Annotated in this window: 17 protein-coding genes and 1 tRNA gene; 10 read left to right on the top strand and 8 right to left on the bottom strand. The window is 38.2% G+C overall.

Features of this window, described 5'->3' with window-relative positions:
* The 4 genes from EGI31_RS10190 to EGI31_RS10205 form a co-directional block, all read right to left on the bottom strand.
* A partial coding sequence (locus EGI31_RS10190; RefSeq protein ID WP_255037131.1) for a hypothetical protein occupies positions 1 to 621 on the bottom strand: 621 nt, incomplete at its 3' end.
* 122 nt (positions 622 to 743) lie between these two features.
* Positions 744 to 1,961 carry a DUF2130 domain-containing protein gene (locus EGI31_RS10195; protein WP_255037132.1) on the bottom strand — a complete coding sequence of 406 codons (1,218 nt, stop codon included), beginning with the start codon at positions 1,959 to 1,961 and terminating at the stop codon, positions 744 to 746.
* A gap of 243 nt (positions 1,962 to 2,204) precedes the next feature.
* Positions 2,205 to 3,053 (bottom strand): fumarylacetoacetate hydrolase family protein, encoded by an 849-nt coding sequence (locus EGI31_RS10200; RefSeq protein ID WP_255037133.1) that lies wholly within the window; start codon positions 3,051 to 3,053, stop codon positions 2,205 to 2,207.
* Positions 3,054 to 3,165: 112 nt separating this feature from the next.
* The gene (locus EGI31_RS10205) at positions 3,166 to 3,939 is read right to left on the bottom strand and encodes an SDR family NAD(P)-dependent oxidoreductase (RefSeq protein WP_255037134.1); all 774 of its coding nucleotides are present in this window, start codon (positions 3,937 to 3,939) and stop codon (positions 3,166 to 3,168) included.
* 140 nt (positions 3,940 to 4,079) lie between these two features.
* Between EGI31_RS10205 and EGI31_RS10210 the strand changes: the two genes are divergently transcribed.
* From EGI31_RS10210 to EGI31_RS10235, 6 genes are all read left to right on the top strand, one after another.
* A tRNA-His gene (locus EGI31_RS10210) sits at positions 4,080 to 4,153 on the top strand.
* A gap of 284 nt (positions 4,154 to 4,437) precedes the next feature.
* A complete protein-coding gene (locus tag EGI31_RS10215; protein WP_255037135.1) occupies positions 4,438 to 5,385 on the top strand; it encodes an alpha-E domain-containing protein in 948 nt (315 codons plus the stop codon).
* A gap of 62 nt (positions 5,386 to 5,447) precedes the next feature.
* The gene (locus EGI31_RS10220) at positions 5,448 to 6,170 is read left to right on the top strand and encodes a proteasome-type protease (protein WP_255037136.1); all 723 of its coding nucleotides are present in this window, start codon (positions 5,448 to 5,450) and stop codon (positions 6,168 to 6,170) included.
* 1 nt (position 6,171) lies between these two features.
* Entirely contained in the window at positions 6,172 to 7,020 is an 849-nt protein-coding gene (locus EGI31_RS10225; RefSeq protein WP_255037137.1) for a transglutaminase family protein, read from the top strand.
* 150 nt (positions 7,021 to 7,170) lie between these two features.
* Complete coding sequence (gene glmM, locus EGI31_RS10230; protein WP_255037138.1) at positions 7,171 to 8,568, top strand: phosphoglucosamine mutase; 1,398 nt, start codon at positions 7,171 to 7,173, stop codon at positions 8,566 to 8,568.
* Positions 8,569 to 8,660: 92 nt separating this feature from the next.
* The gene (locus EGI31_RS10235) at positions 8,661 to 9,635 is read left to right on the top strand and encodes a glycosyltransferase family 2 protein (RefSeq protein ID WP_255037139.1); all 975 of its coding nucleotides are present in this window, start codon (positions 8,661 to 8,663) and stop codon (positions 9,633 to 9,635) included.
* 61 nt (positions 9,636 to 9,696) lie between these two features.
* On the opposite strand, the gene lgt is transcribed toward EGI31_RS10235, so the two are convergent.
* Positions 9,697 to 10,512, bottom strand: a complete 816-nt coding sequence (gene lgt, locus EGI31_RS10240; RefSeq protein ID WP_255037140.1) for a prolipoprotein diacylglyceryl transferase — start codon at positions 10,510 to 10,512, stop codon at positions 9,697 to 9,699.
* Between the two features lie 228 nt (positions 10,513 to 10,740).
* On the opposite strand from lgt, the gene argC reads away from it, so the two are divergent.
* On the top strand, positions 10,741 to 11,709 hold the full coding sequence (argC, locus tag EGI31_RS10245; RefSeq protein WP_255037141.1) for an N-acetyl-gamma-glutamyl-phosphate reductase: 969 nt from the start codon (positions 10,741 to 10,743) through the stop codon (positions 11,707 to 11,709).
* A gap of 11 nt (positions 11,710 to 11,720) precedes the next feature.
* The gene (locus EGI31_RS10250; protein WP_255037142.1) at positions 11,721 to 12,842 is read left to right on the top strand and encodes an aspartate aminotransferase family protein; all 1,122 of its coding nucleotides are present in this window, start codon (positions 11,721 to 11,723) and stop codon (positions 12,840 to 12,842) included.
* A 22-nt stretch (positions 12,843 to 12,864) separates the two neighbouring features.
* Here EGI31_RS10250 and EGI31_RS10255 read toward each other — a convergent pair whose 3' ends face one another.
* Positions 12,865 to 14,385, bottom strand: a complete 1,521-nt coding sequence (locus EGI31_RS10255) for a BACON domain-containing protein (RefSeq protein ID WP_255037143.1) — start codon at positions 14,383 to 14,385, stop codon at positions 12,865 to 12,867.
* Positions 14,386 to 14,499: 114 nt separating this feature from the next.
* On the bottom strand, positions 14,500 to 15,954 hold the full coding sequence (locus EGI31_RS10260) for an APC family permease (protein WP_255037144.1): 1,455 nt from the start codon (positions 15,952 to 15,954) through the stop codon (positions 14,500 to 14,502).
* A gap of 181 nt (positions 15,955 to 16,135) precedes the next feature.
* On the opposite strand from EGI31_RS10260, the gene EGI31_RS10265 reads away from it, so the two are divergent.
* Complete coding sequence (locus EGI31_RS10265) at positions 16,136 to 17,320, top strand: PepSY-like domain-containing protein (protein WP_255037145.1); 1,185 nt, start codon at positions 16,136 to 16,138, stop codon at positions 17,318 to 17,320.
* A gap of 135 nt (positions 17,321 to 17,455) precedes the next feature.
* Complete coding sequence (locus EGI31_RS10270; protein ID WP_255037146.1) at positions 17,456 to 18,019, top strand: YceI family protein; 564 nt, start codon at positions 17,456 to 17,458, stop codon at positions 18,017 to 18,019.
* 68 nt (positions 18,020 to 18,087) lie between these two features.
* Here the strand turns inward: EGI31_RS10270 and EGI31_RS10275 are convergent, their stop codons facing one another.
* Entirely contained in the window at positions 18,088 to 19,377 is a 1,290-nt protein-coding gene (locus EGI31_RS10275) for an ATP-grasp domain-containing protein (RefSeq protein WP_255037147.1), read from the bottom strand.
* Position 19,378 lies beyond the last annotated feature (1 nt).

Below are 19,378 nucleotides of genomic sequence, written 5' to 3' on the forward strand. Positions count from 1 at the left end.
GGTAAGCTCTGACGTGAAATCAGCGTAGTAATAAGTGGTCTTTAGCTTGGTTTCGGACAATTGCTCCAACACAAACTTAGTTTTCCCTGCCACCCATTTATCATCTTTTTTGTTTAGTAAAAAACCATAAAACTTAGTGGCAACAGCTGCATCTTTAACTATTCCGAGCCTATATGCCTTGTCGTCACTTTCCCAAATACCCTCCAAATAGGCCAATTTGGCCAAGTTAGCATTCAGATAGGCTTGAAAACTAGCCTCCGAATTAAACTTTTGGACTGGCACGGCAGCGGCTCTCTTAAGCAATGCATCGGCAGGTTCCGCTGGTACTATTGGATTAATGGTATTTATAAACAAATGTCCGTCCTTGAAAAACTCCGTCCATTCTTTGAGTATGAAATAACAAGCTGTTGGGTCGGTAACACCTGCAGACTTTTCCTTGACTTTTTTAGAAAGTGCATCGAATGCTGGTTTTGTAGTGGCGTTGACTTTCATGCTAAAAGCACCGTAGTTGTCACGCACTTTTTGATAGATTTCATCAAAATTTTTCTGGCAATTGCAGTCACTTTGGGCGTTTGCAGTGGCGGAAAATAGGACAAGCAAGGCTATTATAAATTGTTTCATATTAGAAAAATAGTAATTTGGCTAGAAAGCATGAAATCCAAATTCGTGCCTAAATGCTTAGAACAAGAAATAATTTTAAAAATTTGTTATTCAAAGGCCATTTTTCATAGAAAAACAGCATTTTAATCCACTTCAATGTCGTCGCCGCCACCAAGTTCGAGATATTGAATGGGAGCTATAGCGTTGCCCGCAATACCCTTAATGCTGCCGTACATATCAATGGTGTTGCCAATAACCTTCTCTATTTGCATTTCGCGTTCTTTCCAAATCCTTTGCATGGCTCGCTTCTCTTTATCCAACTCGCTTTTGAGATTGGTAAAACCATCCACAATGGCTTCCATCTGCTGTTTAAACTGACTGCTGGTCAGGAAACTATACAGCATCCCCATTTTGTCGGCCTTGTTGTCGTTGACTGATTTGGCCATTTGAGTACGTATCAAAATCTCCCTCAAAACAAACACTAAACTCTTGACCTCGTGGAAACCACATACCCAAACACCCTCTTTTTCACCAAATCTTTCTAATTCTTTCGGCATGGTTTGAGTAACCAACACCGCTATTTCAGCACCCGTTTCACGTTGGTCGGTCTTAAGTTTTTCTATCCAATCTCCACCGAAATTCTGGGTACGTTTACTCTCAAAAATAATTTTGCCGCAAATTTGCCCAAACTCGTTGATGACTGTCTGAATGGCGTCGGCACCACGTTGCCCTTTCTTTATTTCCTCTATTTGGTCATAAGGAAAAGCCTGCGTCAACATAGATTCTATGGCCAGTTCTTGCACTTCGCCTTGTAGTTGCATGGAGCCCTGGTCGGCTTTTCGTTTCATTTCGTTCACAAGATCTACTTGAGCTTTCAGTTTTTGTTCAAAGTCCTTTTTGACCAACTCAAACTCATCGTCTTTACGCTTTTTGGCTGCTTCTTCTATCTCTTTTGTTTTTTCGAGCATCGTTTTTTCGAGCTGAATTTTCATCAATTCCTGTTGATTTTTCAGTTCTTGCTCTTTTTTCAAAAGCTCAATCTCTTTCTCTCTACTCTGAATTATTAGTTTTTGCTTCTGTTCATTGTCTTCTTTGAGTGCGGCTAACATCGCTGCATTTTTCTCATCCGAACGTTTTTGGGCTTCGGTTTGGGCTATAGCCCACATTTTTTTCTTTTCTTCTTGTTCAAAAACACGCTTCTCCTCAGCCATTTTAGCTTTCAACTCCTCTATTTTCAAAGCATTTATTTTTTCTTGGGCTTCGATACCTTTCTTGAGTTCTATTTCTAAATGTTTTTGCAAAGCTTCGCCAGCATCAAATTGATGGCCGCAGTTAGGACAAGTAGTAAGGTTTTGTTTCATTGCTTATATTTTATCGCTAGGTTGCTAGGACGCAAAGGAGGAAATCTCCTAATGAGCCTTAAGACATTTCACTTATGATTCAGATGAGTTCTTGAAAAACCCAATTTCACAAAAGTAATGAAAATAAAAAAAGAGTGGTGGAATGATAAGTAATTTAGCAAAGGGGGAACTCAAAATAGGGAAACAGAATAAAAATGGTGTCTATTGCTCCATAGACACCATTATCTGAACTACATCAAACAATCAAGTCCAAGCCACAGCCGTCTGTTTCTGTTGGCCGAGGCCTTCAATTCCCAGCTCAACTACATCCCCAGCTTTAAGGTAAGTCGGTGGTTTGAGTCCAAGTCCTACACCCGCTGGAGTACCAGTAGATATCACATCACCCGGGAGCAAAGTCATAAAATTGGACAAATAACTTACCACCTGTGGTATATTGAATATCAGATCATTGGTATTAGAATCTTGTAATCTAGTTCCGTTTAGCTCTAGCCAAAGGTGCAAATTATGCGGGTCAGCCACTTCGTCTTTGGTTGCCATAAATGGTCCCAAAGGTGCAAATGTATCACATGATTTTCCCTTTACCCATTGGCCTCCACGTTCCAGCTGAAACTCACGCTCTGAGTAGTCGTTATGCAAGGCATATCCTGCCACATAGTCCATAGCTGATTCCTCGGTAATGTAAGAGGCTTTTTTGCCAATTATAACCGCTAATTCTACTTCCCAATCCGTTTTTACTGAATTTCTTGGAATAATTACATCGTCATTTGGACCACAAAGTGCAGTGGTAGCTTTAAAGAAAACCACAGGTTCTTTCGGCACATCCATACCCGATTCAGCTGCATGTTTGGCGTAGTTGAGGCCAATACAAATGATTTTAGATGGTCTCGCTACACAAGAACCCAATCTTTCACTTTCCAAAACTTCAGGGCAGTCGTTTGATTTCAACCATGCCTCTAATCTTTCTAAACCGTTGGTAGCAAAGAATTTCTCATTATAATCTTCACCAAAAGCACTTACGTCAAGCCTTTTTCCGTCAACTGTTAAAACTCCTGGTTTTTCGTTTTCAAAAGCTCCAAATCTTATTAATTTCATATTTTTTTGTTTTGTACTGCCAAGTTGCCTAGACATGAAAAATTAAAATTTCCCAACTTTCAATACTTGGCTTTTTTGAATAAATGTATAGTTTTCAGCGATTTACACGCCATTAATTGTTCAATTTCACAAATCCTCCATCAATCACATAGTCGTTTCCTGTTACGAAACTGGCTTCATCGGAGGCCAAATAAACTACCAAAGCTGCTATTTCTTCTGGCTTAGCCATACGTCCTATAGGCTGAGTTTTTGAAAGTTTTTCAAACATTTCTTTCTCTTTGCCCGGATAATTTTTCTTGATAAATCCATCCACAAAAGGCGTATGCACCCGTGCTGGCGATACGCTGTTGCAACGGATATTGTCCGCCACATAGTCGCGAGCCACCTGCAAAGTCATGCTATAAATGGCCCCCTTGCTCATTGAATACGCAAACCGGTCAGGTATACCTACTGTAGCCGCAATGGACGCCATGTTTATGATTACTCCGCCTTCATTTTTAATCATATATGGAATCACGGCATGCATACAGTTATAAGGACCCTTTATATTGATATTGTATATCTTGTCCATATCGGCCTCTTCTGTGGTTTCTACTGTGCCTATGTGTGCTATTCCGGCATTGTTGACCAAAATATTTATAGGCTGAATGGCATTAATTTTGGCCATTTTTCGCATAACAACTTCTTGGTTGGATACGTCCACTTTATGACAATACGCCTTTCCGCCACTGGCATTTATAAGATCTGCTTCACGCTCAGCAAGGTCAATGTTGAGTTCGAAAATATGCACGGTGGCTCCTTGCTTGGCAAAAGCCCTAGAAATTTCGAGTCCTATACCACTGGCTCCTCCAGTGACTACTGCTACTTTTTTGTGTAGTTTAAACATCTCATTTTTTGATTTACAGAGAAAACCCAATTTTATCCAAAAATAAGGTAGTTTTTTTGAAGAAAAAAGTAATTAAAAAAACTCACTCAAAATTTGACTGAATCATTTTTTTATCTAATTTTGCACTCCAATTCAATACGGAGGTTATAGCTCAGTTGGTTAGAGCACTGGTTTGTGGTGCCGGGGGTCGTGGGTTCGAGCCCCATTAGCCTCCCCGTATATAGCGAGTCTTTTTTAAGGCTCGCTTTTTTTATGCTTTTTTTTATTCAAAAACTTGTATAGGTTGCAGGTACCAGATTTGAGACCCGAATCTTTGAACTAAAGGAATATAATAAATTAAAAACCTCCAAGAACCACCAAAACCCTAATAGATTGGTCGGTTTTTGCCTGAAAAATCAAAATTTGATATTTTTTTATGAATTTGTTTTAATAATTCCTTAACAATTTGCCTGTATTCAATATTTGGGTATATTTGAAATATAATAAAACCAAAGAAAAATGTTAAGTAGAGTTGCTAATTCCATCTATTGGATGAATCGCTACATTGAGCGAGTTGAAAATTACGCTCGTTTCGTTAGTGTCAACATAAATCTATCGTATGATTTGCCCGGAATGATTTCTGAGCATTGGGGATTGCTGCTCGAAGCCACGCATGACAGAGATACTTTTGACAAGCTCTATCCCGAAGAAACCGAAGATAAGATAATTTATTTTATAACCTTTGATTCGCAAAATCCCAACTCCATCTACAATATATTGGGCAATGCCCGTGAAAACGCCAGAACCGTAAAAGAAACCCTTCCAAAAGAGATTTGGGAGCATTTAAATAGTTTCTATTTGAGTTTCAAGCAATTTTCTACCAACAAAAAGCTCGATTTTGAGGAGTTGCCGAGATTTTATGAAAACATAAAACAGCAATGTCAGCTATTCGCCGGCATGATAGATGGCACCTTGCTCAGAGATGAGGCCTACTATTTTGCAAACATGGGTAAGTTTTTGGAAAGAGCCGACAAAACCTCTAGGTTTTTGGATATTGGGTATTTCAACTTCCAGTCAGTTTCAGACGTTAAAACTGCCAACCCTCAGGATTTATTGGTCTGGTCAGCCGTATTGAAGTCAGTGAGTGCCTTTAATATGTATCGCCAACAATACAAAAGCCTGAAACAAGAGAATATCATCGAGTTTTTGATAAAAGACCGAGATTTTCCGAGAGCTATTTGCCATAGCATCAAAAAAGCCGAGTATGCCATATATAGGATTTCCGGTTCTAGGCCACAAGACAGCTATTCCAACCAAGCCGAGAAAGCCATCACTCAGCTGAAGCATGAGATAGACTTTACGGAAACCAATGAGATTATTAAATATGGCTTACACAAATATTTGAATGATTTTCAGGTCAAAAACAACATCATAGACCAAGAAATATTTAAGGTGTATTTTGCCTGAATTCGGGGATTTAATAGATTGAAAAGACTAAATTTGCATCGAATTATTATCAGAATATCAGAATGACTTTTTGTTTAGGAGTTAAGACAGCCCAGGGTTTAGTGGCCATTTCAGACCGAAGAATAACCTCAGGCAGTGAGGTTTCGAGCGAAAAAAAACTATCGGTTCATCAGGTTAAAAACCACTCTTTGTTTATAATGACAGCTGGTTTGAGGTCAGTAAGAGACAAAGCCATCACTTATTTTCAAGAAGTTCTTGATAAAGAAGACAACAATTTCGATAAGCTTTTTCTTGCGGTTAATGCTTTCGGAACACAGCTCAAACGTGTAGCGGCAGAAGACAAAGAGTCTTTAATGAACGCAGGGCTGAGATTTAACCTGTCAGCTATTGTGGGTGGTCAACTTCAAAACGACAAAGAACACAAGCTGTTTCTGTTGTATCCCGAAGGCAACTGGATAGAAGTTACAGAGGGTTCACAGTTTATAATAATAGGTAATTCGGGCTATGGAAAGCCCATTTTATACAGAAACATTAAGTATTCTAGCCCATTTGAGGAAGTTCTGAAACTTGGCTTTTTGGCTTTTGACTCCACACGTGTGAGTGCCAACGACGTGGACTTTCCGATTGATGTTTTAATTTACGAAAAAGACAGTTTTAACATTGTGGAACACACTTTCGAAAAACAAGATTTAGAGCATATATCTTATCAATGGAACGCTTTACTGAACAATTCTGTGCAAAAACTACCCATAGATTGGATAGATCCTTTACTTAGAAAAAAATAATATGACTTTAGAGGTTGAGCATCAACTAAGCTATTCGTATTCCGACTATGTGAGCCTCAACCCACATTACTTTTTCTTAAGTCCGAAGCCTACTCCGTATCAGTATTTGGTTAGTCATGAAATGAGTATACTCCCTTCGCCTGATTTGCTAAATAAAAACATCGACCAAGAGGGAAATCTTCAGCACGTATGTTTTATCAATCTCAAATTGAAGACCTTCGAGGTAAACTCAAAGTTTATAATAAAATCAGAAAACTTTAAAGGACTAAACTTTGTATTTTTCCCTTTTGAATGTGCCAAAATACCTTTTGTATATCCCAAAAGGATGGCAAAATATGTGGAATTTATATTAGCCACCAAGGTAATTTCCGAAGAAGTGAAGGCTTACGCCTTGGCTGCTGCTGAAAGGGCAAACCACAGCACCATTGATTTTTTAATGGAAGTAACAACACATATACATAGAAACTTTCGTTATATATCGAGAGAACGAGGTGATGCCGAAAAAGCCGATGATACCTTAAAAAACCAAAGTGGGTCTTGTAGAGATTTTTCGGTATTTATGATGGAGGTGTGTGCTTCTATGGGTATTCTGGCCAGATTTGTAAGCGGTTATTTATACGGCAGTGAGCTCCATCAGCATGATCTGCATGCTTGGGTGGAAGTTCTACTTCCAGGAGGTGGTTGGAGAGGATTTGACCCAACAGAAGGTCGGGTAGTGGATAAAAACTATATAGCATTGGCCGCCTCTATAGAATCTGCGGGACTCAATCCAGTACGAGGAACTTTTAGGTCGTCGGGCAATGTTGAATCAGTACTGAACACGCTAGTGACCATTAAAGAAATTAGCTAAAATAGCCTTGAGAATGTAATTGGAGGTTTAATTGCGTTTTTAAATTTAACACGGCTATTTCAATTGCTTCTAAATTACTATAATTGCTAAAATTATAAGACCAATAAACCAAAAAGTAGTGTTATTTTTGAAACCTAATTTATATTCTACGTGACGTTAATTAAATCTATCTCTGGAATTAGAGGAACTATTGGAGGAAAAAGCGGAGAAAGTTTAACTCCGTTGGATGTTGTGAAATTTACAGCTGCATTTGCAGCAACCATCCTTGGCAAACCCGAGGTAAACAAAAAAGTAGTTATCGGTCGTGACGCTCGCCCTTCGGGCAAAATGGTGTCAGATTTGGTAGTTTCTACGCTTATAGGCATGGGTATTGATGTGTTAGATTTAGGTCTATCAACCACACCTACGGTAGAAATAGCCGTGCCTTTAGAAAATGCTGGCGGTGGAATTATCCTTACAGCCAGTCATAACCCCATACAGTGGAACGCTCTTAAATTGCTTAACGAAAAAGGCGAGTTTATCTCTGGAAACGACGGCGAAAAACTACTTGAAATAGCCGCAAAAGAAGACTTTTCGTTTGCCGAAGTGAAACAATTGGGTAAATATCAAACCGATGATACCTATCTCCAAAAACATATAGATGCCATCCTGAAGCTTTCTTCAGTAAATGTAGAGGCCATAAAGAGTGCGAACTTTAAAATAGTAGTAGATGCAGTTAATTCTACTGGTGGGTTTGCAGTACCTATGCTGCTCAAAGCATTGGGTGTTACGGAAATAAAGGAACTGAACTGTGAGCCAACTGGTATTTTTGCCCATAATCCCGAGCCACTTCCTGAAAACCTCAGAGAAATATCTGGTGAAATGAAAAAAGGAGATTATGATCTAGGAATTGTGGTAGATCCAGATGTAGATAGGCTGGCTCTAATCTGTGAAGACGGGGAACCATTTGGGGAAGAATATACACTTGTGTCAGTTGCAGACTATATTTTGAGCATCAACAAAAAGCAGAAAAATACCACGGTGTCTAATCTGTCATCTACAATGGCATTGAAAGACATAACCGAAAAACACGGTGGGGAATATTTCTCAGCGGCTGTTGGCGAGGTAAATGTCGTTGAAAAAATGAAAGAAGCTGGTTCAATTATTGGTGGAGAAGGTAACGGTGGTATTATTTTCCCTGAGCTACATTACGGTAGAGATGCTTTGGTGGGTATAGCGTTATTTTTGACGCATTTGGCTAAGTTCAATAAACCTGTTGGCTTTCTAAGGAAAAAATACCCGAATTATTTCATTGCCAAAAAGAAAATTGAACTGGACCACGGTACAGATGTAGATTCAATTTTGGAGCGAATTCAGAAAAAATACAACAAGTACAACCTCGATACACGAGACGGTGTAAAAATTCATTTTGATAAAGAATGGGTTCACCTAAGAAAATCCAATACCGAGCCCATTATTAGAATTTACGCCGAAAGTGAATTTGAAACCAAGGCCGACAACCTTGCAGATAAAATAATACAGGATATTAAAGAATTGATGACGGCCTAATTTTCACGAAAAATTAGAAATGTTTTCAATAAAATATTAAGTTTACAAAGAAGCAGGAAATTAACCTTCCTGTTTCTTTTTTTTAAGAAAGAATGCAAAAGCAAAAGCCATTGGTAAGTGTACATTTGCTCACTTACAATCACGCCAAATTTATTGCCCAGTCGATAGAAAGTGTTGTAAATCAAAAGACTACCTTTCCTTTCGAGATTGTCATTGGCGACGACCATTCAACAGATGGTACCAGCCAGATTGTTGACCAATATGCTGCAAAATACCCTGAGCTCATAAAAGTAGTAAGAGGTAAAACTAACGGTGGTCCACAACCGAACTCTATACGAATACTTGAGAACTCCCAAGGCAAATATATGGCGGCTCTCGAGGGCGACGACTATTGGATAGACCCCTTGAAACTACAGAAACAAGCAGATTTTATGGAGCAAAATCCAGATTTTGCCATTTGTTTCACCAATACCCGCGTAGAGTTTTTTGAAAATAACGAAGAACCTTATTTGCTGAATGCCAGCATAGAAAAGGATGTTTTCGAGCTAAAAGACTTGATAGCCGAGACCGAAGTGTGGTTTATGGGTACTGCTACCCTATTTTACACGATGTCTTCAATTTTTCCTGTGCAACCGTGGTTTCATAAAACCAAGAGTGGCGACATACCCATGATTATGCTAGCAGCTAGACACGGAAAAATCAAATATTTACCGGATGTGACTGCAGCTTACAGAAGGCATTCTGCCGGGGCAAGCAACACCGACCACAAAGACGACGCCGTTTTTCTAGAGAATAGAATAATGATGTACACCAATCTTGACAGAGATACTGGTTACAAGTTTCATGATAAATTCAAAAGAAACCTGGGTGGTTGGTATTATTTACTACTTAACTCTAGGCAGTATAGGGGATTATATTTCAAAAAATTGAGAATTACCACCAAATATATTTCTCTAATGTATCCCAATATTCCTCATCTTAAATTGGTATTGAGGGACCACATAATACCTGAATGGATAATGGAAATAACTAGAAAAATTAGGAGAGCTTTGGGGATGATAAATTGAGGATTATAAGAGTTTAAAAGGCAGTAAGGAATTTAACCAAATCCTTGCTTCCTTTATTATTTCACCCAATCGGCTTCTCCCTAAGTGCCTTCACCATCACAAAAAGTCCAAAAAGAACTACTGGAATACTTAGAATTTGACCCATGTTAAGAGCCATGGTGTCTTCAAATTTCTCTTGGTTTTCTTTCAAAAACTCGTAGCAGAATCGTAAACCAAATATCCAAACAAAGAAAATACCAGTCAATAAACCTCTTGGCGTTTTCTCTTTCCAGCGTTCATATAAAAAGAATAATATCACAAAAAGCACTAAACAACTGATGGATTCGTACAATTGTGCTGGATGACGTGGAACTTGCTCAAACTCAAAATTTCTTTTAAACAACACGCCCCAAGGCTTATCGGTAGCCTTTCCGACGATTTCGGAGTTCATAAAATTACCGAATCTTATAAAAGCACCTCCCAACGCACTTACGATAACCATGCGATCCGTCAACCACAGATAATCATAACTTGGATTCCTTTTCTTAAAAATTATCAAGCCTATCAAAACTCCGAATGCAGCACCATGACTAGCCAAACCTGAATACGGTGGAACGAGCATATCCCACAAGAAAGCCAAGGGATTATCCATAAAATGGCCGCCTTCGTAAAATACATAATGGCCGATTCGAGCACCCAAAACGATAGATAGAATCATGGTTAGCAGCAACTTGTCCAAATCCTTCTCGTCTCTATTCTCGAATTTAAAAACTCGGGCAATTATCTGGAAGCCAATAAGAAAACCCATGGCAAACAAAAGACCGTACCAACGAATTTCGAATGTTCCTATTTTAACAATAGTTGGCGACACATCCCATACTATTTGATTTATCAGCATCTTTAGAATTTATGATTTTGAAAAAGTAAAATTAACCCATATCGTCAAAACAAACTAAAATTATTAAATTTCTTAACAAGATTTAATTATTTTTGCAGGGATAAGAAGCAAAATTGAGAACATACCATTTCATATCGCCCCTTCGAAGACCTATTCGAAACACCCTCCGATGAGATTCACCTCGTCTGAAATATTCTTTTTTATCATTTTTTCAAAAAACTTATTTTCATGAACTCCATAAAAGTTGGAATCATAGGTGGAGCTGGCTACACAGGCGGCGAGCTACTGAGAATACTAATCAATCATCCGTCAGCAGAGTTGGTTTTTGTCAATTCGCAAAGTCAAGCTGGTAAGCCAATTTACAGTACACATACTGATTTGTTGGGCGATACCGATTTACTTTTCACTGATCAATTGCCATTTGAATCTGTTGATGTAATATTTCTTTGTTCGGGACACGGACAATCTGCCAAGTTTTTGGCAGAGAACGCAGTTCCATCATCGGTAAAAATCATTGACTTAAGTACAGATTATAGAGATGAATCAAACGGTTTTGTTTACGGTTTGCCAGAATTGAATCGAGAAAGAATTAAATCCGCCAATAAAATCGCAAATCCAGGTTGTTTTGCGACATCAATCCAACTGGCCCTTTTACCTTTGGCGAAAAATGGTCTACTGAAATCAGAAGTGCATGTAAGTGCAGTTACTGGCTCAACTGGTGCTGGACAATCATTAAGTGCTTCTACTCATTTTAGCTGGAGAAGCAGCAATATATCAATCTATAAAGCATTTACTCATCAACACTTAGCCGAGATTGGTCAGAGTTTAAAGCAACTTCAAACGGGGTTTGAAAAAGAAATAAACTTTATTCCTTACCGAGGCAATTTTACACGAGGCATAATGGCCAATGTATATTTGGATTATGATGGAACGCAAGAAGATGCTGAAGCTATTTTCGAGAAATATTATGCGGAACATCCATTTTGTACCATATCAAAAAGCCCAATAGACCTGAAACAAGTGGTAAATACCAATAAGTGTATTTTGGAGATTCAAAAACACGGTAACAAACTTTTGATAACCGCCATAATTGATAATTTGGTAAAAGGAGCTTCAGGTCAAGCCGTGCAAAACATGAACCTTGCCTTTGGATTGGCAGAAAGAACTGGGTTAAATTTAAAAAGTGTAGGATTCTAAAATTAAGAAAAATGAAATTATTTGATGTCTATCCAATAAACAATATAGAACCAGTAAAAGCTCTTGGAAGCACGATATGGGATGAAAAAGGGCAAGAATATTTAGACATGTATGGTGGTCATGCAGTTATTTCTATAGGCCATTCGCATCCTCATTATGTGAAAAAACTCACCAAGCAGCTGAAAAACTTGGGATTTTACTCCAATTCTGTAAAAATTCCTTTACAAGACGAACTTGCTGACAAACTTGGAAAACTTTCCGGACTGAAAGATTACAGTCTGTTTTTGGCAAATTCTGGAGCTGAAGCTAACGAAAATGCACTAAAATTGGCCTCATTTCATACAGGTAGAACTAAAATTGTGGCATTTACCAAAAGTTTTCATGGCAGAACTTCCGCAGCCGTGGCAGTTACAGACAATCCATCAATAAAAGCACCCATAAACTTTGCTGATCACGTAGTGTTTGTACCTTTTAACGATGTAGAAGCTACAAAAAAGGCAATCGATGATGAAACCTGTGCGGTTATCGTGGAAGGTATACAAGGCGTGGGTGGGATTCAGGTAGCTACTGAAGAATTCATGAAGGCCATCCGAACATCGTGTGATAAAACCGGTGCAATTTTTATACACGACTCGGTGCAGTGCGGCTACGGGCGTTCTGGAAAATTCTTCACTTTCCAACACTATAAAATCAAGCCAGACATTGTTTCAATGGCCAAAGGTATGGGCAATGGCTTCCCGATTGGTGGAATCTTGATATCTCCAAAATTCCAAGCCAAGCATGGGCTTTTAGGAACAACATTTGGTGGAAATCACTTGGCTTGTGCAGCAGGAATAGCAGTTTTGGATGTAATCAAAAAAGAAAAATTGATAGAAAATGCAGCTGAAACTGGAAACTACCTGTTTTCAGAATTAAGCAAGCTCAAAGGCATAAAAGAACTTAGGGGCCAAGGTCTTATGATTGGAATTGAACTACTAGAATCAGTTTCTGAAATACGAAACAAATTACTTTTCGAAGACCATATTTTCACGGGCGTTGCAGGAGCGAATACTATTCGTCTTTTACCGAGTTTGGCCCTTACCAAGGCCGAAGCAGAAAGGTTTTTAGAGGCATTAAGAAAATACATTAAATGACAAAAAGAGGCTTCGGCCTCTTTTATTTTGCCTTTTTCCTCGCTTGAGGATACCTGTTCATAAAACCACATCCAATATTTTGATTCGCAAAACTGCTTGAATTGCTCACCAAATACTTGTTGCCATTAACCGTCAAAGTTTGGTTTAGAATTAATTGAAAACAGTTACTAGCTGAGATCGTATTGTTTTTGAAGCCATCGATCACCTCAAGGTGTGTTTGATGGCTGAATTTCTTCCTTGCGAAGTTTGAATTGGTAATGTTAACAGTGCTATTATTGGTTGAAAAATTAATATCAATGTAACAATAATCACCCAAAAACTCACAATCCTGAATATTAACCTTTTTTGTATCGGCGAATTTCAAACTGAAAAAATAAATATCTCTAAAGCTGAGGTTTCGTAAAGTGGACTCCAAGTTTGATTTTAAGTCCAATATTCCGATTACACAATTATCAAAAAAGACATGATGAATACTAGGTAAAGCCGTACCGAACGAGGACAAAGAAACATTCTCGAAGTTGAGACCAACTTTGGCGTTTTTAATCAAGGCATATGAAAACTCAAGGTCATATTGAGACACAATACCGCCCCAATCTCCATCAGTTCCGGCACTTTCACTGGATCTGAATTCGATAATTTTAGAAGACTCCCCATTAGCCACAAATTTTCCCAAAATATTTATAACCAATGGTGTAGGTGCTTTTTTGACTTTTATAATCGTCCCAGGCTTTATGCTTAATGTAAATCCTTTAGGAACAATTATATCACCATTCAGACTTATATTCCCCGTCCAAGTTTCATTTTTGGTGAGTGTGTGGCCCTCTATGGTACCCGTAATGGTGTCGTCATAAATCCCTGAGACAGAAACAACAATTGGCTTGCCAATAACGCCGAGTACTTTGGGCGTTACGGTTATTTTCGCTTCAAATGCCCCTGCAGTAAGTGAGGTTGGGTCTATTCCGACTTCTAAAGAATCCTGAGCTAAAACAGTACCATTACTTTTGTTCAATTTAGCCCATGGTTTATCAGAAGCAGCCTCGTAGCTGAGAACTTCCAGTCCTAATTTTTTTAAGCTTATTTTGACCCTCGTGGCATTTTTTATGGTTCCCAGAGCAACCGTTGGTGTGGTAGTTTGTAATACTGTTGCGGTAAACTTGCCCTTTATCTCCACCTGATAATCAGGCATACTGACATCATTTATGCTTGACTTTACAATTAACAAAGCAGTATTATCTCCCTCAGTCAAATCCTTGGCTAGCATATCAGTATGAAACTTTATGGTATCTGAGAGAAAACCCAAAGAGCCTTCTTTTTGATCCACAATCAGCCAAGATTTATTGGAAATAACGGTGTATTTTATTCTCCCTATACCATCCTTCTTTAACTTTATATAGGCCTTAGAGGTTGACGATATATTGCCCAAATCAACGAGATTTTTTGAAACAGAAAGTTTGGGATCAGGTATAGGAAGTGGCTCGGCAACAGGATCTTTACAGGCCCAAAAAAGTATAAAAAAACAAACCGAAAAAGCGAGTACTCTCAAAAGGAAACATTTTAAAACTCAAAATTAGGATATATTATTCATAAATAACAAAAGAACCTATTCAGCAAGTGTTCTAAACTCAAAAAATAGGTTCTTTAGAATTGAGAATTCGGACTACTCTTCCTTTCGGTTCAATTTGGTGAAGCCATAATAAATTGGTACTCCAATACCCACAATGAATAAACCCGGAACAGTGAATTGAGGTTTTTCAATAAACAAAATCACCACCAAGGCAATGGCCAAAAACACATACAAAGCAGGCAAAATGGGGAACAAAGGTGCCTTAACCGGTCGTTCGAGACTCGGTTCTTTTTTTCTTAATATAAAAATACCAAAGATTGTAAATGCATAAAAAAGTATAACCACGCCCATCAAGTAGTCTAGCAAATCACCGTATTTACCAGTAAAACAAAGGAAACAAGCCCAAAAACATTGCCACCATAGGGCGTTTTGAGGAACTCCATTGTTATTTAGTTGACCAAAACTCTTGAAAAACAAGCCATCTTTGGCCATCGTATAATAAACTCTTGCACCAGAAAGAATCAGCCCATTATTACAGCCGAAAGTTGAAATCATAATCAAAATAGCAACAAAAATGGCGAATTTTGCACCACCAATAATGATTGCTGTAGCTGCCGCAACTCTGTCTTCAGAAGCAAACTGAATACCACGAGCCATCACATCAACTCCATTAGGGTCGCCCTTTAAAGGCAAAATACTCAGGTAAGAAAGGTTCATGAGAAAGTATAGAACCGTAACCAATATGGTACCAATGGCCATGCCTCGAGGAATGGTTTTCTTCGGATTTACTACCTCATCACCAGCAAAAGTAAGCCCGTTCCAAGCATCTGACGAAAACAACGTACCCACTTGCGTGACTCCCAAAGCCACAATTATTCCTAAAAACGAAAGATTTGTCACATTAAGGACTCCATCTACAGATTCTGATTTACTTGCAGAAAACATATCCCCAAAGTTCAGTGAAATCACGTCGGCATTGGCTCCCAGGGCAAAACCAAGCACAATCAATAAACCGATGGCCATGAGTTTGGTACTGCTAAATATATTCTGGATTATCTTACCATAATTGACTCCGTTTGTATTGGCCCAAGTTAAAAGTATAATACTTAAAATCGCCAAAACTCGCTGTGGTGTGATTTTGAAAGATGTTTCTCCCAAGGCCAACCATACATCAGTGTCGTTGATAATAGTCGGAAACAAAACTCCCGTATATTTGGCAAAAGCTACCGCCACAGCAGCTATGGTCCCAGTTTGAATTACTGCAAAAAACGACCAACCATATAAAAAGGCTAGAAGACGGCCATAAGCTTTTTGTAGAAATACATATTGGCCTCCCGCTTGTGGGTACATGGAGGTGAGTTCTCCATAACAAAGGGCTCCAGTCATGGTAAGTAAACCCGCCAACAACCACGAACACAACAGCCATCCAGCCGAACCTGTTTGACGTGCTACATCGGCACTAACTACAAATATTCCAGAGCCTATCATCGACCCTGACACCAACATAACAGCATCAAAAAGCTTTATTTCTCGTTTAAATCCAGACATACAGTTTCATTTTTAGGGTTATAATTTTTAGTTTGTCAAAAACTTTACAAATAAAGCAAAAAAAATACACAATAAATTTTTAAAGTTTTTAAACAAAAGAAATGCCTCATAACATACTGTTGGCTAGATTTTTGCTAGAAATTACTTGTCGAATATCGAGTGAAAAAACAATTACAAAAAAATGAAAAACCTAAAATTAATTTTTGGTTTGGGGGCAATTACATTGGCTTCCAACCTGATGTCTTGTGAGCAAGATCAAATCAATTCAGCAGATTTTGTAAACTCAGAAAACTCCATTACTGTAGATCCTGTAGAAATTAAACTAAAGTTAATAGATTTACCCGCACCCATTAAAACCCAGCTCCAAAGCCTTTATACAGGCTTTGTATTTTTAGAGGCAAAAAAAACAACCACCACAGCCGGAGTAAATTTTTACACTGTAAAATTCCTACTGAAGTATGTACCCTACGAAATAAAATTTGATACGGAAGGCAAAATTTTGGAGTCAAAAAAAGCCGGAGTGCCAGAGACTACATTGAAAGAAACAGACCTTTTGGCCGGCATAACAACTTATCTTAAGACCAATTATGCAGGATACAAATTTGTTTCAGCCAAAAAATATGAGTCAAATGGAAAAACATACTTTGAAATAAAAATCAAAAATAGCTCTGGGGCTACGGTAGAATTAAAATTTGACGGTACTGGCAAAATCATTCTAAGTTCTTCAAATGGACAGGTAGTCACGATAGTCAAGGAATCGGAGTTATTGCCGAACATCGTCACCTATTTAAAGACAAAATATACGACCTACAGCCTAGTCTCGGCCACCAAAATTGCCAAAAACGGAGCCATTTACTATGAACTCAAAGTTAAAGTTGGTACTAAAACCTATGAGATACAGTTCAATGCCAACGGGGTAATAATGGAGAGTTCCGATACAAATGTCAAATCAACTGCCATAACACCAAATACCATTCCAGCGGGTATATTGGAATATTTAAAGGCCAATTATGCCGGTTATGTTTTTGTTTCGGGAGAAAAAAATGAAAGGGCCACTGGAACAATCATAATTATTAAAATCAAGCAAAACAACGTAACCTTTGAGCTGAAGTTTGATGAAAAAGGTGTTTTTCAGAGCGTTTCAGGAAGTAATAAGACTTCCGAGGTAAAGATTAATTTGGCGGATTTACCTGCCAATGCAGCCAGCTATTTGAAAACTACCGTTACTCAAATGGTACTCATATCTGTCAAGAAAGTTACCAAAAACGAAGCAGTTACTTATGTGGTCAAAATTAAATCGGGATCAAAAGAATATACAGTGATTTTTGATTCTACTGGTAAAATGCTCTCTAACAAGCGTTCATAAGAAGGAATAATAGATATTTACTCGGAAGCCAGAAGAAATTCTGGCTTTTTTTTATAAATAATACTAAACCGTTGAACTTTTAAAGCCTGATATATGTATATACATTAATTGTTAAAACTTAAAACAAATTCTAAAATGAAAAAGGTAATTTTATCACTAGCCGCTGGCTTGTTTTCGTTGGCGTCGTTCGCACAAACATGGTCATTAGACAAAGCTCACTCAAATGTTGGTTTCAGTATCACACACATGATGATTTCTGATGTAGACGGAAGTTTCAAAACTTACGATGCTAAATTAACTTCAACTAAACCAGATTTTACAGATGCTAAATTTGAATTTTCAGCTGAGGTAAACAGTATCAACACTGCAAATGACATGAGAGATGGACACCTAAAGAGCCCTGATTTCTTCGATGCAGCTAAATTTTCGACGGTAAGTTTCAAAAGCACCTCTATCAAAAAAGGTAAAGGTCAAAACTACACTATCAGCGGAAACTTAACGATGCACGGTGTTACTAAACCAGTGGTTTTGAAAGCAGTTATAAAAGGACCAGTAGAAAATCCAAGAAGCAAAAAACCTATGATGGGTATTTCGGCAACAGGAACTGTTAATCGTATAGCTTTTGGTGTGGGTACCTCCGGTGCTACATTGAGTGACGATGTAGCCATCAAAATTTCAGGTGAATTCAACAAAGACTGATAAAACACTTCATCAAACAAAAAAGGTGAGCCAACGCTCACCTTTTTTGTTTGTATTCTATAGAAACCTCATTCTCGCCAATCTATCAAAGTTGGCAATGCATCTACATCAAATACAGGCAGATTTAAATGTTTTTTTATGGCGAGTCGCTCGCCAAAAGCATTATCCACAAATATTACCTTTTCAGTTTCCTTAATAAACTTATACTTATCGTCCTCCATTTTCAAGTGGATAATTTCATCAAAGATACCTTTGTGAATGGCCAGGCTCTCTAAAGTTTGGAAAATATCATGCTTATGTTTTGTAATCAACTTGATAATCCTACCCTTATTTTTTTGATGATAAATAAACTGCATGACATTCGCATTGACCTTCCCGTTTTTGGTTATGGTGTCATCGAAATCAATATAAATGGTATCGTACTCAAAACGAGCATTGTATCTGCTATATAGGGCTCGCTCACCTTCTAAAACGTAATCATTTGAGAAAACCTGCACGTCGTAGTCCAGATAATCATAGACCATCAACATCGGAAAATTAACCCCTAAACCCCTAAAAACGTTCATGTTACCCGCTATCTTATTAGAGGCTTCCAGAAGTTTATACTTACCGTTTTGATCTCTTTTCAATTGAAAATACCAAGAGCCTCTGATGCCAATTTGGTCAGAGACAATTTTCCCAATGGTCTTTATTTCATCCGTCGCTTCTACTGTTTCACTGTTTACGCACACCCCATCAAAGACCCTTTTTCTGATTCTTGGACCCACAAATTGGAGATTACCGTGTCTGTCCGTAAAGCAGTCTATCGTCAATTCTTCACCCGGCAAAAACTCCGTAATTACGTAATTCTCTGGGTCTTTTAGTTCATCAAAAGTCTTTTTATCTCTCAGAATAAACGCTCCTTTGCTTCCCTGGCCTTCGTCGAGCTTTACGTATACAGGATACTCTTTTACATCATCAATCGAATGAAAAACGATTGGGCAAAAGTCATAATCTTTAAACAAGTCGTAGATTTTTTTCTTACTTCTGCAAATTTCTGCTTGCCTTAGACCGGGTACAGCAACTTTCGTTTTTATTTTATCGGCGTTTTTTGCCATAAAAACCAAAACCGTATCGTGTGTGGGTAAAATCAAATCAATTGATTCCTTCTCTATCAAGTCATTGAGTTTATCTATGAACTCAGGTTCAGAAATATTAGGAAAATCCCCATAATAATTTTCATAAACCATACGCCCGTGATCTTCTCTACCCGAAGCTCCTACAAGCCTCATGTTCATGATATCTTTGAGAGCTATGTGGATTTCTAAGGCACTCTCGGCACCACACGGAAACACCAAAACATTGGTTTTCTTATTCATA

The organism is Lacihabitans soyangensis, from assembly GCF_024343775.1.
In the GTDB taxonomy this organism is placed as follows: Bacteria; Bacteroidota; Bacteroidia; order Cytophagales; family Spirosomataceae; genus Leadbetterella; species Leadbetterella soyangensis.

What these genes read in the sequence shown, in the direction of transcription:
- EGI31_RS10195 (WP_255037132.1), bottom strand. Translation starts at nt 1,961, where the DNA reads ATGAAACAAAACCTTACTACTTGTCCTAACTGCGGCCATCAATTTGAT.
- EGI31_RS10200 (WP_255037133.1), bottom strand. Translation starts at nt 3,053, where the DNA reads ATGAAATTAATAAGATTTGGAGCTTTTGAAAACGAAAAACCAGGAGTT.
- EGI31_RS10205 (WP_255037134.1), bottom strand. Translation starts at nt 3,939, where the DNA reads ATGTTTAAACTACACAAAAAAGTAGCAGTAGTCACTGGAGGAGCCAGT.
- EGI31_RS10215 (WP_255037135.1), top strand. Translation starts at nt 4,438, where the DNA reads ATGTTAAGTAGAGTTGCTAATTCCATCTATTGGATGAATCGCTACATT.
- EGI31_RS10220 (WP_255037136.1), top strand. Translation starts at nt 5,448, where the DNA reads ATGACTTTTTGTTTAGGAGTTAAGACAGCCCAGGGTTTAGTGGCCATT.
- EGI31_RS10225 (WP_255037137.1), top strand. Translation starts at nt 6,172, where the DNA reads ATGACTTTAGAGGTTGAGCATCAACTAAGCTATTCGTATTCCGACTAT.
- EGI31_RS10235 (WP_255037139.1), top strand. Translation starts at nt 8,661, where the DNA reads ATGCAAAAGCAAAAGCCATTGGTAAGTGTACATTTGCTCACTTACAAT.
- lgt (WP_255037140.1), bottom strand. Translation starts at nt 10,512, where the DNA reads ATGCTGATAAATCAAATAGTATGGGATGTGTCGCCAACTATTGTTAAA.
- argC (WP_255037141.1), top strand. Translation starts at nt 10,741, where the DNA reads ATGAACTCCATAAAAGTTGGAATCATAGGTGGAGCTGGCTACACAGGC.
- EGI31_RS10250 (WP_255037142.1), top strand. Translation starts at nt 11,721, where the DNA reads ATGAAATTATTTGATGTCTATCCAATAAACAATATAGAACCAGTAAAA.
- EGI31_RS10260 (WP_255037144.1), bottom strand. Translation starts at nt 15,954, where the DNA reads ATGTCTGGATTTAAACGAGAAATAAAGCTTTTTGATGCTGTTATGTTG.
- EGI31_RS10265 (WP_255037145.1), top strand. Translation starts at nt 16,136, where the DNA reads ATGAAAAACCTAAAATTAATTTTTGGTTTGGGGGCAATTACATTGGCT.
- EGI31_RS10270 (WP_255037146.1), top strand. Translation starts at nt 17,456, where the DNA reads ATGAAAAAGGTAATTTTATCACTAGCCGCTGGCTTGTTTTCGTTGGCG.
- EGI31_RS10275 (WP_255037147.1), bottom strand. Translation starts at nt 19,377, where the DNA reads ATGAATAAGAAAACCAATGTTTTGGTGTTTCCGTGTGGTGCCGAGAGT.